Raw genomic sequence first — 13,316 nt, 5'->3', positions numbered from 1 at the left:
AAATTAAATGCGGTGTTTTAATGTTGTACATACCAATTTTGCATTTCTACAATCCGTGACTGGGTTCGCGCATATTCAAAGCTTAATTTTTTACCTTGGTATAACTCGTTTATGTCGGCCTGGGCATTAATTACCAGTAATTTGTGGCAATCGTAAAACTCATCGACTAAGGCAATAAAGCGCCGAGCTTCATCATCGAAAGTATGCTCATCTAACTGCTGCTTTTCGCGCTGATAACTGTCTTCTATACCATGTACAATAACTTTACCAGTTGCCTCTTTTCCCATTATTGGCACATTCGCGATGTATACTACCGAAAACTGTTCTGCTAAAAACATATAGTCATTGGCGCTACGAGGGCCTGAGCACAATGCCATAAAATCAATCAGTAAAGCATCGTCAGTTTTTAATAAATAAGGAAGCACTCGGCCATGCACAGTTATTGTATTATTACGCATTGCTTGAGAATGTGCGGATAAAAACCCAGCCTCAAATTCAGCATCGGGCAAGTTAATAAAATAATGACGACTACTTCTGCCGTATCTAAAGCGATGATCTTCCTCCCCCGCTACGTTAATTACGCGACAATGTTCATTTATTAAATCGATAGTTGGTAAAAATCGCGCGCGTTGCAGACCGTTGTAATAAAGTTGCTCCGGTTTTGCGTTAGAGGTTGCTACTAGCACCACGCCTTGTTCAAATAAAGCGTTAAATAACCGAGCCATGATCATGGCGTCACCAATATCACTAACAAAAAACTCATCAAAGCACAGCACTTTTATCTTTTTGGCCCACTGTTTAGCAATTATTTGCAGCGGATTTTTATCCCCTTGTAACTTGGCCAATTGAGCATGAACTTTTTCGATAAAATGATGAAAGTGCAGGCGCTGCTTTTTCTCTGTGGGTAAGTTTTCATAAAATAAGTCCATCAACATAGATTTACCTCGGCCAACAGGGCCATATAAATATATTCCCCTTATTGAAGGTGCTTTTTGCCACCAGCTTGCAGGCTGATTTAATTGCTCACTTAAAGACTGTAACGCACTCACGGCTTGGTGCTGCGCCGCATCGAAATCAAGCTCTCCTGATGAAACCTTGCTATGGTATAGGCTTAAAATTTCTGTGCTGGGCTCTGTCATGGTATTTCACTATCCGCTATACTCGCGGCCATTGTAGCCGACTAAAAATGTGAACAACATGAAATTTCCTTGCCGTTTAGATAAATTTATTAGCCATTTAGCAGAGTTACCACGCTCAAAAGCCCGCGCAGCAATAAAAAGCCAAGTGGCTTGCGTTAATGGCGAGGTGATCACGGCATTCGACTTTCAAGTTACTCAACAAGATGACGTGTTATTTCATGATCAGCCATTAGTGTTTTTAGGTAAACGCTACTTTATGCTCAATAAGCCGGTAGGTTATGTATGCGCTAATTCAGATGAGTTACACAAAACCGTATTTGATTTGCTTGATGAGCCAAACATGGCCGACTTTCACATTGCCGGGCGTTTAGATATAGACACCACAGGCCTAGTGCTTATTACTAATGATGGCGACTGGTCACATAAAATTACCTCGCCGAAAAAGAATAAGTTTAAAACCTACCTAGTCGAAACCCAAGAGCCGATTACCGACGATGCACTGCAGCAACTACGCGATGGTGTACAGTTACACAATGAAAAAGATTTAACTCGCCCTGCTATTGCTGAACGCGAAGGGAGTTACGGTTTACGTTTGTCGATTTCTGAGGGGAAGTACCATCAAGTGAAACGCATGCTAGCAGCGGTAGATAACAAAGTAGTTGAACTACATCGTGAACAAATTGCGGGTATAAAGTTAGGTGAAGATTTGGCTGCAGGTGAATACCGCCCATTAACTGCCGCAGAGATAAAACTGTGAGGTTGTTTAGGTGATAGGAAATGGTTCACGAGGTTCGGGCTGTTCACCTGCCGCTCTAGGCTCGATGCTCGTTGCCTTCTATAATCTTGCCTAATCTCTGTTCTTACGATTTAATCTGTACTAAATCAAAGTCTGTCATCCCAGGTACAATCGCTTGCAGCCGAGACTCAGTAATATCTAGAGAGTTTAAACATTCACAATATTCAGAGGCTTTAAGTTCTAATTGATGGGCTTTTTTCTGTAACGACTTATCGATTTCTTTGGTGATGATATCCATGCGTTGCCCCATGTCGTTCATGCGGTCTTCTATATTGCCTTCTCGAGATTTAAACGCATCCCCAAGCGACATTAAAATAGCACCCAAAGAGCCATGTACAGCTGAGTGTATTTTTTGACTAATTTCTTTAGTAAAAAAATCATCAATTTGGGAAAGCGATTGAGGAGCTATAAAAAAGAAATCGTCGCCACGTTTAAACTTATCCATAAGTGCGCGCTCTACATATTGTAATTGCGTTTTTAGCACTTCGGGTTCTTTATCTGACATGCCCTCAACAACATGCTCAATAGCACTGAGTCCTAGGTTAACGCCATCGGTCGCTAAATCGACCAACTCAGGAACTGTTTGACGAATACCATTGCTAAATTGTTCTAGCACTTTGCTTTCGTCGGTGCTTAAATCGACCCAGTAGCCTCGAATAAACAATTGATTATTATTGTTAATTTGCACCCTTGTTTGGCCTTTATCAACAATACGGATCACATCATCGGTAATAATTAAACCATGACGAAGTTCAACATCACATTGTTTTTGTGCGATTGCATTGGAGCTTAAAAGTGCCATTGATAACGCCAATATCGAACGAGATAAAAACGCCATAAACACCTCAAAAAGACTAAAATAGGGGGTGGCTAGATTAACAAAAAACCAACTTTATGCAAGCAAAAGTAACACCCTAAAAACAAGGCACCATGAAACGTAACGTTTACACAGCGCCTTTATCCTCTGGCTTGTACTATTAAATAGGTGAGCCTGGTGGTATTGGCAGGGCTTTAAAATTATCAGGCCACTGGCCTGTTGTTAAAAACTGATTAATTTGCGACGATAAATAGTTTTTAAATGCGCTGTCACCCACTTCAGGGTGGCCTAGCAAAGAGTGCTGATTAAACTCATCAGCAAGTTTGCTTAAATAGAAATGCAGTTGCGCTTGCACTTCAGGGCTTAAACCGTCGTTAGCCACAAGATCAGCCATGGCTTTTGCCGTTAGGTACTGTACTCGTTGTGTTACTTTTCCTGTCATGGTGGCAGGTGCTGATACATTAAACACTTGCTTATTTAACTGTTTAAGTAGCTCATCTAGGCTATAAAAGCGGTTATCACGTGCTTGCTGCTGTGCTAATCGATTTAATCGTTGAGCATTAAGTAATAGCGATAAGCTATGCTGCGCGGCCACTTCAGGCAATGCAAGTGCATCCATAGTTAAGCCGGTACGACCCACTATACTTTCTCGTGATTTAGACTCGCCATACGCTTTAGGTACGATTAAGGAAAGTATCGACTCTGGCAGCGTTAGATTAGTTGCTTTTAGGGTGGCTAAAATAGCATTAACGGCTTGTTGCTGAGCCTCTTTAGCTACAACTTGGGCGCCTTTAACGGGTGCATCACTACGAATTTCATAGTCATAATCAACGCCCGCAATAAGCTTTGCAACCGCTTCAACTTGATAACGGTGGAACAAGTAAAGTGGCACTAGCTTTTCTTCTAACTGCGACAGTGCAACCCCAGTTTTTATATTGTTAATACCAAACTGCCCAAGCGCCTGCTTTCGCACATCAAGCACTCTAAGTAATTCTTCACTTGGATTACCACCATTATCCCAAAGATGAGCTGTAGGGTGCGCCCCACCTTTGGCACGGGCATCACTGTCAGAAATAAACGCCAAACCTTGTGCTTTATTTTGCTGCAAAATAGCAGCGAGTGCTTCGCTTTCATCTTGGCCGGTAAAATCACTGTAGCCATATTTGATCACTTGCGTATCCCATACGCCCATGCCTTTAGCATAACCTTGAGATACATCTAACTGACCATTATCTGCAAAGCTCAATAACGGATGCGGATAATCCATCACCGAAGCTCGATTATTTACTGACGCAGCAAAGTTGTGCGCAATACCCAGTGTATGACCAATTTCATGAGCACTGAGTTGACGAATACGATCAAGTGCCATTGCATGTAAAGTACCTGCCACTTCATTGCCTTTTAAATAAGGCGCAGCGAGTGATTCAGCAATAAGGATATCTTGACGCACTCGCAGCGACCCTAATGTCACATGGCCTTTAATAATTTCGCCTGTACGTGGGTCTATAATTGAACTGCCATACGACCAACCTCGAGTTGCTCGATGCACCCATTGAATAACGTTGTAGCGCACATCCATAGGATCAGCATTACTTGGTAGCACTTTAACTTCAAAGGCATTTTTATAGCCTGCTGCATTAAAAGCGTCATTCCACCATTGCCCGCCTTCTAATAAAGCCGTTTTTACTGGTTCAGGTACCCCAGGATCTAAGTAATAAACAATAGGCTCTATCGGCTCACTAACTGCTAAGCTTGGATCTTTTTTTGCTAACCGATGACGCGGAATGTAACGCACGTACATTGACTCATCGAGCCCTGCTGCATAATTTTTATGCTCCACACTCCAATAACCCGATTGCGGGCTAAATTTACGAGGCGTGTAATTATCATCAGGCAATTGAATAAGTGAATGGTGCATGTGCACACTCAAAGCGTAAGGGTCAGCACTCACTTGGCGAACGTATTTACCTGGTTTAGATCCTTTAAAGGTGAGAATGGCTTCAAGTTCAGTATTTTTCAAAAATGCTTTTGAGCGATTCATAAATACCGCACTGCGTGACTCATCAAGGCTAAACTGCCCTTGCTTGCGCGCAGCTAAAGTACGGCTTACACCATGTACGTCACTCAGTAAATAAGGGGTGTAATCTATTAATGCAGCATTGTCATCTTGAGCGACAACTTTAAAACCTGCCAAAATGCTGGATGCAAACGCTTCTTTAACGCTTTGCTGCTCTGCTAAATTACTCGTGTTTGCACGGTAGTAAGTATTTACGGCACGTAACATCACCTTGTTGCCAAAGCGCTCAAACTGCACCAAATAGGTACCGCCTAATTGGCCTCTATCTAAACCTATGTCGTTAGAACCAACGCCATAAGGCAGGCTATGCTGTAGTAAAAATTGTTGCTCAAGTTTATCAACTTTTAAATACACATTGCCGTTTTGGGTATCGTAAAAGAAAGAAAAATAACCAGGGAAATGGTTCATTTTTTCAGTAAATTCGTCAATAGACTTAATTGCTGCGTGCGCTTGAGTTATCATACAGAGCAGCACAGTAAAGAGTATGTAACTTAATCGTGATATTTTTTGCATAATCTTATCTTTGTTATTAGCGTTTTAAATGCGATGTAGGTACCCCATTATAGGGGGTTATTTATACAATACAGTTATTTAAGACGAATTTCAGCGCTCTAAACTAATCTCTCTCACATTATGATTAGTTTTAACACGTTATCAGGAAAAAAGAATGCGTAGACTCCCACCAGTATTACTAGAAGATGGCTGTTCAAGAGAACTTTTGTCGTTAATTCGTACAATTTTAGCGGCATGTAAAGAAATTTCATTTCGCGTCGGTCAAGGTGAATTATCGGGCGTATTAGGCTCAACCCTCGATGAAAATATTCAAGGCGAAACACAAAAGAAACTCGATGTATTATCTAATCAGTTATTAAAAGATATATTGCTGGAGTCAGGCACAGTTAAAGCGATTGCCTCTGAAGAAGAAGATTATACTGTTGCCGGTAACCCAGATGCCGAGTACATTGTTGCATTTGACCCACTTGATGGCTCGTCAAATACCGATATTAACTCACTTGTAGGTACTATATTTTCTATTATGAAAGCGCCTGTGGGCTCAGATGCTGCTGATGAAAAGATTTTTATGCAACCTGGGCATCAACAAGTGGCTGCAGGTTACGTACTGTATGGCCCATCAACTATGCTTGCGCTAACAACAGGTAAAGGTACACGCATGTTTACCTTAGATAAAACCCAAGGTAGCTTTTTACTTACCCAAGATTTTGCCGCTATTCCTGCTAAAACTAATGAATTTGCAATTAACGCCTCTAACCAGCGCCACTGGGAACCAGCGATGCAAAACTACATTAATGACTTACTTGCCGGAGATACAGGCCCTCGCGCTCAAAACTTCAATATGCGCTGGATTGCTGCAATGGTTGGCGATGTTCACCGTGTACTTAGCCGTGGTGGTTTATTTACTTACCCAACTGATACTAAAGATCCTAATAAACCTAATAAGCTGCGTTTACTTTATGAAGCAAACCCAATGGCGATGTTAGTAGAGCAAGCCGGTGGTATTGCTTCAACAGGTACTGAGCGTATTATGAATATTCAGCCTGATGCTATCCATCAGCGTGTTGCGGTTATTTTAGGCTCTAAAGACGAAGTAGAAACTTGCTTGAGCTATCATAAGTAAACTTTAAGAACAGGTTTCAGGTGTCAGCTAGAGATTAGCCCAGCGGTGGTTACTAACATCTGAAAACTGTTGCTTAAAACCTTTAATATTTTCTGATAACCACCTGCTACTGTTGTAATAGCTTTAACAACTGTGCGAGCTTTTGATGAGTCAACTCACCCATTTGCTCGCTATTACTTAGCGCGTAAATAACGCCTTCATGCTTAGCGCAATTTATGTCATCTCGCGACTCAATGACATTTGCCCACAGCTCTAAATCGTCAATATCAATTTCTTTATTTAAACAACGCGCAAGTACATTAATTAGTACAGGCTTTGTGAGTGTGTACAGATAGGTTTGATTGTTTGCTGCGGTTGAAACAATCACACTAATGGCACTATCTCTTTGCTCGCCAAATGTAATAAATTCAGCCAATGCTTTTTGTATATTCATAATGTTTGTTATTCTTGCTGCTCTACTGTTAATAAGACCTAAAATGACCCAGATAAACTGCAGCCAATGTAATACAACGCTTAACTGTAATGTTAATGATATAACCGCATGTTGGTGTTATCAGTTACCTGCTATTTTACCACTCGATGATACAGCAACCAGCTGCTTATGCCGCTTATGTACTCTTGCTAAAATAAATAACTATTTAGAGACTATATACACTCAACCAATAAAAGCTCAAATCGCTTTTGCTAAACAATTTAGAAGCCATGATAATTTAATTGAAGGGTTAGATTACACCATGCAGAATAATTACATAGTGTTTAGTAAGTGGTATTTTTTAAAACGTGGTACTTGCTGCAAAAACGGGTGTAAAAATTGTCCCTATAGTTAAATTATCCACCCACAGCAATAGGCAGTGAGCTATCAGCGCCCCACTCACTCCACGATCCGTCGTAAACACTTAAATTATTGTATCCGCATTCATCAGCGAACAGTGCAAGCGCACAGGCAGTAACACCCGAACCGCAGCTAAATTGTAACTGGGTTGCATTACCGACTAATTCACTAAACTGTGTTTGTATAAAGTCGAGTGATTTTGCCTCGCCATTTTCTAATAAACTACTTAAAGGTAGCGAGTAGCTATTAATAATGTGGCCGCTGCGCATACCCGCTCTTGGCTCTTTATTTTTACCCGTAAAGCGCTCATAAGCACGCGCATCTAAAATAACTGTATTGGCATCATTAGTAGCACTTAGCACCTGCTTTTTATCAATAAAGTAACCAGGTTGGTAATGAGCAATAAAGTCGCCTTTTAGTGATGCTTGTGTATAATTTGACTCAACCACAAGCCCAAGTTCAAGCCACTTGGCTAAACCGCCACTGAGCACTTTAACGTTACTAAATCCCATGGCTTTAAACATCCACCAGGCTCTAGCTGCACTGAATAACCCTGCATCTTCATAAATCACCACGAGTGAATCGTGATTCACTCCTGCTTTTTGCATCACCTGAGTAAATTGCTCTGCACTACACAAGGTATTGGGTAATGGGTTTGAGGTATCTGCGAGTTCTTTTTTGATATCAAATCGTTGTGCTTTAGGTAGCATAGCAACGGGCGAATACTCCCCTGCAGCTGAGGGGCGTAGCATACCTGCATCAAAAATAACTAAGTTAGTTTGCTCTAAACGCGCATGTAACCATTGTGCACTGACTATATTTTTCATCATCTTGCCAAATTTGAGGAAATGAAATAGCTATATATTATTACAGCCTGTTTATAAACAGAATTTAGACTGGTTACAAATTATAATAATGCTAAAATAGCCGCTTTGATATTTCTAAATAAAGTGAAATTATGCCAATCCCTTTTTACATTATCAATATGCAAGGCTGCGAAGACCGCTGGGAAACAACCCTAAAGCGACTAACCAGCCTGCACTTAAATGCTGAACGTTTTGAAGCGACCATTGGCAAAAACCTTAGTGAACAAGAAATCCTCAAGTGGTATTGCCCGAAAAAAAATAAAAAACGCTACAATCGCAACCTATCTGCAGGTGAAATTGGTTGCTATGTAAGCCATATGCGCCTTTGGCAAAAAATGGTCGATGAAAATATCGCTTATTGTGTTGTATTGGAGGATGACCTTTTCATTGAAGCTTCACTTAAAGATGTTGTTGACGCGGCGCTTAAATTAAAAAACTGGGATTTAATCAAGCTATCTGATAATCGAAACTTTCCATTTATTGACAGTACGTTATTAGAAAACAGCCTAACAGTTGGCAACTATAAAAAGGCACCTAATGGCACTCAAGGCTACATCATTTCACTAAGCGGCGCTAAAAAGCTACTGCAAAGAAAACCATTTTTTAGACCGGTGGATGTCGATATGCAGTTTCACACTGAAGTAGGCCTAAATATGATTGGCATAAAACCCTACCCTGTTGCCGAAGATCGAAGCTTTATTAGTGAAATAACAAGCGCTAATGCAGGCTCCCATTCCAACCGCAGTACATTTATCAGAAATTTAATTCATAGATCGAGTATTCATATGCAAAGACGATATAAAACGGCAGATCTTGCTAAGATTACAGGTGAGTAATACTCAAGCATGTTTTTACATGTATGCATTTGATTATAAAAATTAAATCTTAATAATTTCGCCACGCAGTGGCGCCATTTTAGCTAAAATTTTATTTTGCACTGTATGTGGGATATTTTGCTCGTTCATTGCATTTATTAATAAATCGACAACGTGATTGAAGTCTTTTTCATTTATGTTCATGCCAGTATGGATAGCAACCATCGAGTCGCCTTTATATTCACAAGAGCCGTCCACCAGCGAACATAAATGACTAATAAACCCTTGTCGAAAATGGCTAATATTACTGTGTTCAAAGTAATGAAACACCTGTTTGTCATTGCCTATTTGAACAATAAAACTGTCAGTTAACTTTTCAAGCCCAGCTTGTTCGCCTAGTTGCTGATACAAAGAGGTGTTAGGTTGTGTTGTACACCCTAAAAGTAAGCTTAAACAACAAAAAATAAATACACTCAGTTTCATTACCAATACCCCGTAACCGATAAATACCAGCCGGTTTGGTTATCAACACCAGCAATCCGCCCTAAGTCTAAATAGGCCGCCGTTACACTGACATGTTTATTAGGCATCCACGCTATAAATAAATCGCGCCAATCTTGTTCGCCTAAACCTAGGTTATTGGCTTTTTGTCGATACTCAATACCAATAGCAAGTTCACGACTTACAAACACCGCACTACTTGCTTCTAGTAAAATATGGCTACCTTCATTAGCCCCTCCATATCCTAAAAGCCCTAACTGATTGGCTTTACTGTAACGGGTGGTCACATTCCAAAACCAGTTGTACCCAGCAAGTGCGCCCAAATGTAATTTACTGGCTGCTAGGTACACATCTATACCACTGGTATTTTTTGCGCCAACCAACTTTGCAACTGTGCCATCATCCAGTGATTTATGCTGTACACCCATGCTTAGCTGGGGCCACTTACTGTATACTATATCACCATATAAACGAATTTTTGCCCCAGAAATTGACTGCTCTATTTCTGTATTGAGCGCAGGCACATCAAACTGCTGCACGGCATAACTCAGTTCAACACGATTAAATAGGTTAAGCTGCACACCACAGGCATCTAGGCGGTAATCTGTTACATCAGCACGACTACAAAAGCCATTAACAGCCCATTCGTCCTCACTAGCATAACCTGCTAGCTGCGCCCAAGGAACTAACCCTCCTCCTGCACTGCCTTCAACTTGAGACACGCCCGGTGTTGCTAATAGTTTTCCCGTTGCAGCTACAGTTAGCGTACTGCAAAATAAGAGTGTCATGCTCAGTAAAAATTTAATGTACACCCTGATATTCCTCTAACCATTGTTCTAGTTGTTGTGCTTTTAAAGGACGACTCAAGTAGTAACCTTGTGCATGATCGCATTGCATTTCATGAAGCAATGATAAAGACGCTGCCGTTTCTACGCCCTCGGCCACCACTGAAAACCCAAGTTGGTGTCCAAGTGTGATTGACGAGCGCACTATGTATTGATCTTTTTGTGACTCATGCAAAGTTAAAATAAAGCATTTATCTAGCTTAAGCTCATCAATAGGTAACATTTTTAATCGCCCCAATGATGTTTGCCCGACACCGTAATCGTCTAGTGATATTTTAACACCGATAGTTTTTAAGTTCTCTAACGCTTTGATACCTTGAGCTTCATTTTCGATCATATCGCGCTCCGTCAACTCAATAGTGACGGAACTTGGGCTTACATGATATTTCTTTAAGGTCGCGACCAACAAATTATGAAATCCCGCATGCGCAATATCTTGGGCTGACACATTAATGGCTGCCTGTAAGTGAATCCCTTTTTTATACCAATCGGCTATTTGCGCAATAACTGTATCGACAACCCAGGCAGTTAGTTCCACAATTAATCCTGACTGCTCAGCTAAATCAATGAACACTTCAGGCGAAACCCAACTTCCATCATCACGTTGCCAACGAATAAGTGACTCAACCTTATCAATTTTCTGACTTTTAATATTCAACTTAGGCTGATAAGTCATAAACAGTTGCCCGTTATCATCATCAATCGCTTGTTTGAGCTCATCAAGCATGATTAAACGGTCTAAGTGCGCCTCATCTTCACCATCTTGGTAGTAATGTAAGCTTTGTTGGCTTGTTGTAGCCGCATCAACAGCAATGAGTACACGCCGCATTAAATCGTCCGCTTTAACGCCTTGTCCAGGGTACTGCACAATCCCAGCGTTAAAACGCAAACTTATTTTTAAGCTTTTAATCTGATAAGGTGCCTGTAATTGCTCAATCAAATCGGCTACAGCACATTTTACTTGGTCAGCCTCCACACTGGGGTAAACCGTTAGAAACTCATCGCCGCCAATTCGTGCATGAAATCCACCAAGCTCATCAGAGAATTGACGAATACGGTTTGCCACCGCAATTAAACACTCATCTCCTACTTGCGGACCAAGCTTGTCGTTTATGTGTCTTAAGCCTTTTATATCAATAGCAACAAGCGTGTAGCATCTATCTTTAGTGAGCTGCTTTGCCAATAAATCTAACATGGCTGAACGGTTATAAAACCCTGTTAAGGTATCGTGATGTGCTTGAAAACTGATTTGCTGCTCACGCTTATTAATATCATTACCCATGTTATTAAAGGCGCTGACTAGCGTTTCTACTTCGCTACTTTGTTTTTTACCTTCAAATTTAAAACGGTAGTCACCTTTGGCAAATTGCCTTGCGATAACCGCTAACTGTGTAAGTCCGCTGGTTAAGTTATTGGCAAGCAAACTACTGGTGATCACACCAAATAACATGGTTAACACGGCCAATGTAACTAGCGTTAGCAATAGTTGCTCAATATCTCGATAACTTGAGGTTAAATCAGCACTTAGTAGTAAGGTGACCGGGTGTGATTGCAAAGACGGTAAAGCTATTTGTTGATTTTCATAGGCCAAGTACTCAGCAAAAAAACGAGCTGTAGTTTTATTTTCAAAGTATTCTATAGGTTGAAATTTTTCAGGTTGAGGTGCAAACGAGCTTGCTGCAAAACTATCTAATTGCGCAACAAAGCTAACCTCCATACCGGTTAAGCTTTTTAGCTCAGTAGTCACAGCCGATGTGATTTTGAACCCGACTAAACTGTAAGCGATGGTTCTGGGGGTTTTAACTGGCAATAATATTACTTGATAGAGCTGATTATTTAACACTACAAAGCTCGATTGTTCAGAATTATTTAATAATTCATCCATCAAGGGCTGTAGGTTATCTGCAAAATTTTGTGCATTCACATTAGCAGACACTAACCGCCCCGATAAATCGAGCAACAGCATTAAATCGGCATTGATCCGTTGGCTATGATTGTATAGCACACTACTAATGGTGGCTGCATCGCGAGTAGCAACTGCTTGCTTAAAACCAAAATCAGCGGTTAAAACCTTTGCAGCAGTTAATAGCAAGCTCTCTTTTGATTTTAAATATTGCTTATAAACGCTTTGCGCAACCGTTATATTTTGCTGGACTTTTTCTGCCTGAAACTTACTCGTAGACCACCAAAAACTCACTAAGCTGAGTAAAGTTGTAAGTAACACCAAGCCAACGCATAGCGTTGTTATACGGCTACGTAAATTATTGCCCATTACCTTCCCTAAATTGACTGCCAAAGGTATTACGTGGTGCAGGCATAGATGTATTTATAGTGATTGATACCGGGCTGGTTGATTTTATATCAAACATTTTTTTATTATCCAAAGTCGCTGTTTGCAGTGAATGCCAGATACTGGCTTGCACAGGAAAAGAGTCAACTTGTAGCTTTATTTGGCCTTGCTCGTTGCTGGTATACACATGATTACTATTAGCGACATAAATATAGCCCACCATAGAATCGTGGATATTGCAGCCTAGAACAACAACCCCTTGATTATCAAACTTAATGGGTTCTTCTGGCTGACCAGAATAGAGCTTTAATTGAAAAGGCTTTGCTTTTGAAAAAGAATATACATGGTGGCGAATATTATCGCTATTTGGAAAGTTTACGTACTGACCTTGACGTACAATAAGCAGCTGCGGTGAAAACTGTTTATCAACTTGATCCATTACCACCGTGGGTAAATTGCCCGTAGCTTTTGAGGAAGGTAAATGATTTATTTCTACGACAGCATTAGGCAATACTTGGCCATGCTGATCTTTAATAACCAAATTAATGGTATTGCCAAACGCCGATACACTAAACAATGCACCCAGTACTAATAAATAACGACGTTTTGCAATAACTTGCATTGCTCGCTCTAACATAATCACACCTAAATATTCACCATAGGTTAAGTTAATTAGAGACGAGCACTAATTGCAAGAATTAT

The 13,316-nt window shown here is 40.6% G+C and carries 13 protein-coding genes; 4 read left to right on the top strand and 9 right to left on the bottom strand.

The window, feature by feature from the left end:
* Nucleotides 1-17: 17 nt before the first annotated feature.
* Nucleotides 18-1,139 carry a cell division protein ZapE gene (gene zapE, locus FLM54_RS01770; RefSeq protein ID WP_178954784.1) on the bottom strand — a complete coding sequence of 374 codons (1,122 nt, stop codon included), beginning with the start codon at nucleotides 1,137-1,139 and terminating at the stop codon, nucleotides 18-20.
* A gap of 58 nt (nucleotides 1,140-1,197) precedes the next feature.
* On the opposite strand from zapE, the gene rsuA reads away from it, so the two are divergent.
* Nucleotides 1,198-1,896 (top strand): 16S rRNA pseudouridine(516) synthase RsuA, encoded by a 699-nt coding sequence (gene rsuA / locus FLM54_RS01765; protein ID WP_178954782.1) that lies wholly within the window; start codon nucleotides 1,198-1,200, stop codon nucleotides 1,894-1,896.
* Between the two features lie 103 nt (nucleotides 1,897-1,999).
* On the opposite strand, the gene FLM54_RS01760 is transcribed toward rsuA, so the two are convergent.
* Nucleotides 2,000-2,773: a YggN family protein gene (locus FLM54_RS01760; protein ID WP_010390508.1), complete on the bottom strand. Its 774-nt coding sequence runs from the start codon at nucleotides 2,771-2,773 to the stop codon at nucleotides 2,000-2,002.
* Nucleotides 2,774-2,912: 139 nt separating this feature from the next.
* Nucleotides 2,913-5,342 (bottom strand): zinc-dependent metalloprotease, encoded by a 2,430-nt coding sequence (locus FLM54_RS01755; protein ID WP_178954781.1) that lies wholly within the window; start codon nucleotides 5,340-5,342, stop codon nucleotides 2,913-2,915.
* Nucleotides 5,343-5,496: 154 nt separating this feature from the next.
* Between FLM54_RS01755 and FLM54_RS01750 the strand changes: the two genes are divergently transcribed.
* Nucleotides 5,497-6,465: a class 1 fructose-bisphosphatase gene (locus FLM54_RS01750; RefSeq protein WP_178954779.1), complete on the top strand. Its 969-nt coding sequence runs from the start codon at nucleotides 5,497-5,499 to the stop codon at nucleotides 6,463-6,465.
* A gap of 106 nt (nucleotides 6,466-6,571) precedes the next feature.
* On the opposite strand, the gene FLM54_RS01745 is transcribed toward FLM54_RS01750, so the two are convergent.
* On the bottom strand, nucleotides 6,572-6,898 hold the full coding sequence (locus FLM54_RS01745; RefSeq protein ID WP_178954778.1) for a hypothetical protein: 327 nt from the start codon (nucleotides 6,896-6,898) through the stop codon (nucleotides 6,572-6,574).
* Between the two features lie 43 nt (nucleotides 6,899-6,941).
* On the opposite strand from FLM54_RS01745, the gene FLM54_RS01740 reads away from it, so the two are divergent.
* Nucleotides 6,942-7,292 (top strand): DUF5522 domain-containing protein, encoded by a 351-nt coding sequence (locus FLM54_RS01740; RefSeq protein WP_178954776.1) that lies wholly within the window; start codon nucleotides 6,942-6,944, stop codon nucleotides 7,290-7,292.
* A 1-nt stretch (nucleotide 7,293) separates the two neighbouring features.
* On the opposite strand, the gene FLM54_RS01735 is transcribed toward FLM54_RS01740, so the two are convergent.
* Nucleotides 7,294-8,124, bottom strand: coding sequence for a sulfurtransferase (locus FLM54_RS01735; RefSeq protein WP_178954774.1), 831 nt, complete (start codon nucleotides 8,122-8,124; stop codon nucleotides 7,294-7,296).
* A gap of 131 nt (nucleotides 8,125-8,255) precedes the next feature.
* Here FLM54_RS01735 and FLM54_RS01730 point away from each other — a divergent pair, with 131 nt between their 5' ends.
* Nucleotides 8,256-8,999: a glycosyltransferase family 25 protein gene (locus FLM54_RS01730; RefSeq protein ID WP_138607127.1), complete on the top strand. Its 744-nt coding sequence runs from the start codon at nucleotides 8,256-8,258 to the stop codon at nucleotides 8,997-8,999.
* A gap of 42 nt (nucleotides 9,000-9,041) precedes the next feature.
* On the opposite strand, the gene FLM54_RS01725 is transcribed toward FLM54_RS01730, so the two are convergent.
* Genes FLM54_RS01725 through FLM54_RS01710 form a run of 4 tightly spaced genes read right to left on the bottom strand, consistent with a single transcriptional unit; the run spans nucleotide 9,042 to nucleotide 13,251 of the window.
* Entirely contained in the window at nucleotides 9,042-9,461 is a 420-nt protein-coding gene (locus FLM54_RS01725) for a group 1 truncated hemoglobin (RefSeq protein ID WP_178954772.1), read from the bottom strand.
* Complete coding sequence (locus FLM54_RS01720) at nucleotides 9,461-10,267, bottom strand: DUF3034 family protein (protein WP_218651646.1); 807 nt, start codon at nucleotides 10,265-10,267, stop codon at nucleotides 9,461-9,463. The genes FLM54_RS01725 and FLM54_RS01720 overlap by 1 nt, the downstream gene beginning before the upstream one ends.
* 13 nt (nucleotides 10,268-10,280) lie before the next feature.
* On the bottom strand, nucleotides 10,281-12,596 hold the full coding sequence (locus tag FLM54_RS01715) for an EAL domain-containing protein (protein WP_178954768.1): 2,316 nt from the start codon (nucleotides 12,594-12,596) through the stop codon (nucleotides 10,281-10,283).
* Entirely contained in the window at nucleotides 12,586-13,251 is a 666-nt protein-coding gene (locus FLM54_RS01710; protein ID WP_178954766.1) for a methylamine utilization protein, read from the bottom strand. Before FLM54_RS01710 ends, FLM54_RS01715 begins: the two co-directional genes overlap by 11 nt.
* Nucleotides 13,252-13,316: the final 65 nt, after the last annotated feature.

The sequence above is a fragment of the Pseudoalteromonas sp. Scap25 genome (assembly GCF_013394125.1).
In the GTDB taxonomy this organism is placed as follows: Bacteria; Pseudomonadota; Gammaproteobacteria; order Enterobacterales; family Alteromonadaceae; genus Pseudoalteromonas.
This window is presented reverse-complemented; position numbering and strand designations above follow the sequence as displayed.

What these genes read in the sequence shown, in the direction of transcription:
- zapE (WP_178954784.1), bottom strand. Translation starts at nt 1,139, where the DNA reads ATGACAGAGCCCAGCACAGAAATTTTAAGCCTATACCATAGCAAGGTT.
- rsuA (WP_178954782.1), top strand. Translation starts at nt 1,198, where the DNA reads ATGAAATTTCCTTGCCGTTTAGATAAATTTATTAGCCATTTAGCAGAG.
- FLM54_RS01760 (WP_010390508.1), bottom strand. Translation starts at nt 2,773, where the DNA reads ATGGCGTTTTTATCTCGTTCGATATTGGCGTTATCAATGGCACTTTTA.
- FLM54_RS01755 (WP_178954781.1), bottom strand. Translation starts at nt 5,342, where the DNA reads ATGCAAAAAATATCACGATTAAGTTACATACTCTTTACTGTGCTGCTC.
- FLM54_RS01750 (WP_178954779.1), top strand. Translation starts at nt 5,497, where the DNA reads ATGCGTAGACTCCCACCAGTATTACTAGAAGATGGCTGTTCAAGAGAA.
- FLM54_RS01745 (WP_178954778.1), bottom strand. Translation starts at nt 6,898, where the DNA reads ATGAATATACAAAAAGCATTGGCTGAATTTATTACATTTGGCGAGCAA.
- FLM54_RS01740 (WP_178954776.1), top strand. Translation starts at nt 6,942, where the DNA reads ATGACCCAGATAAACTGCAGCCAATGTAATACAACGCTTAACTGTAAT.
- FLM54_RS01735 (WP_178954774.1), bottom strand. Translation starts at nt 8,124, where the DNA reads ATGAAAAATATAGTCAGTGCACAATGGTTACATGCGCGTTTAGAGCAA.
- FLM54_RS01730 (WP_138607127.1), top strand. Translation starts at nt 8,256, where the DNA reads ATGCCAATCCCTTTTTACATTATCAATATGCAAGGCTGCGAAGACCGC.
- FLM54_RS01725 (WP_178954772.1), bottom strand. Translation starts at nt 9,461, where the DNA reads ATGAAACTGAGTGTATTTATTTTTTGTTGTTTAAGCTTACTTTTAGGG.
- FLM54_RS01720 (WP_218651646.1), bottom strand. Translation starts at nt 10,267, where the DNA reads ATGACACTCTTATTTTGCAGTACGCTAACTGTAGCTGCAACGGGAAAA.
- FLM54_RS01715 (WP_178954768.1), bottom strand. Translation starts at nt 12,596, where the DNA reads ATGGGCAATAATTTACGTAGCCGTATAACAACGCTATGCGTTGGCTTG.
- FLM54_RS01710 (WP_178954766.1), bottom strand. Translation starts at nt 13,251, where the DNA reads ATGTTAGAGCGAGCAATGCAAGTTATTGCAAAACGTCGTTATTTATTA.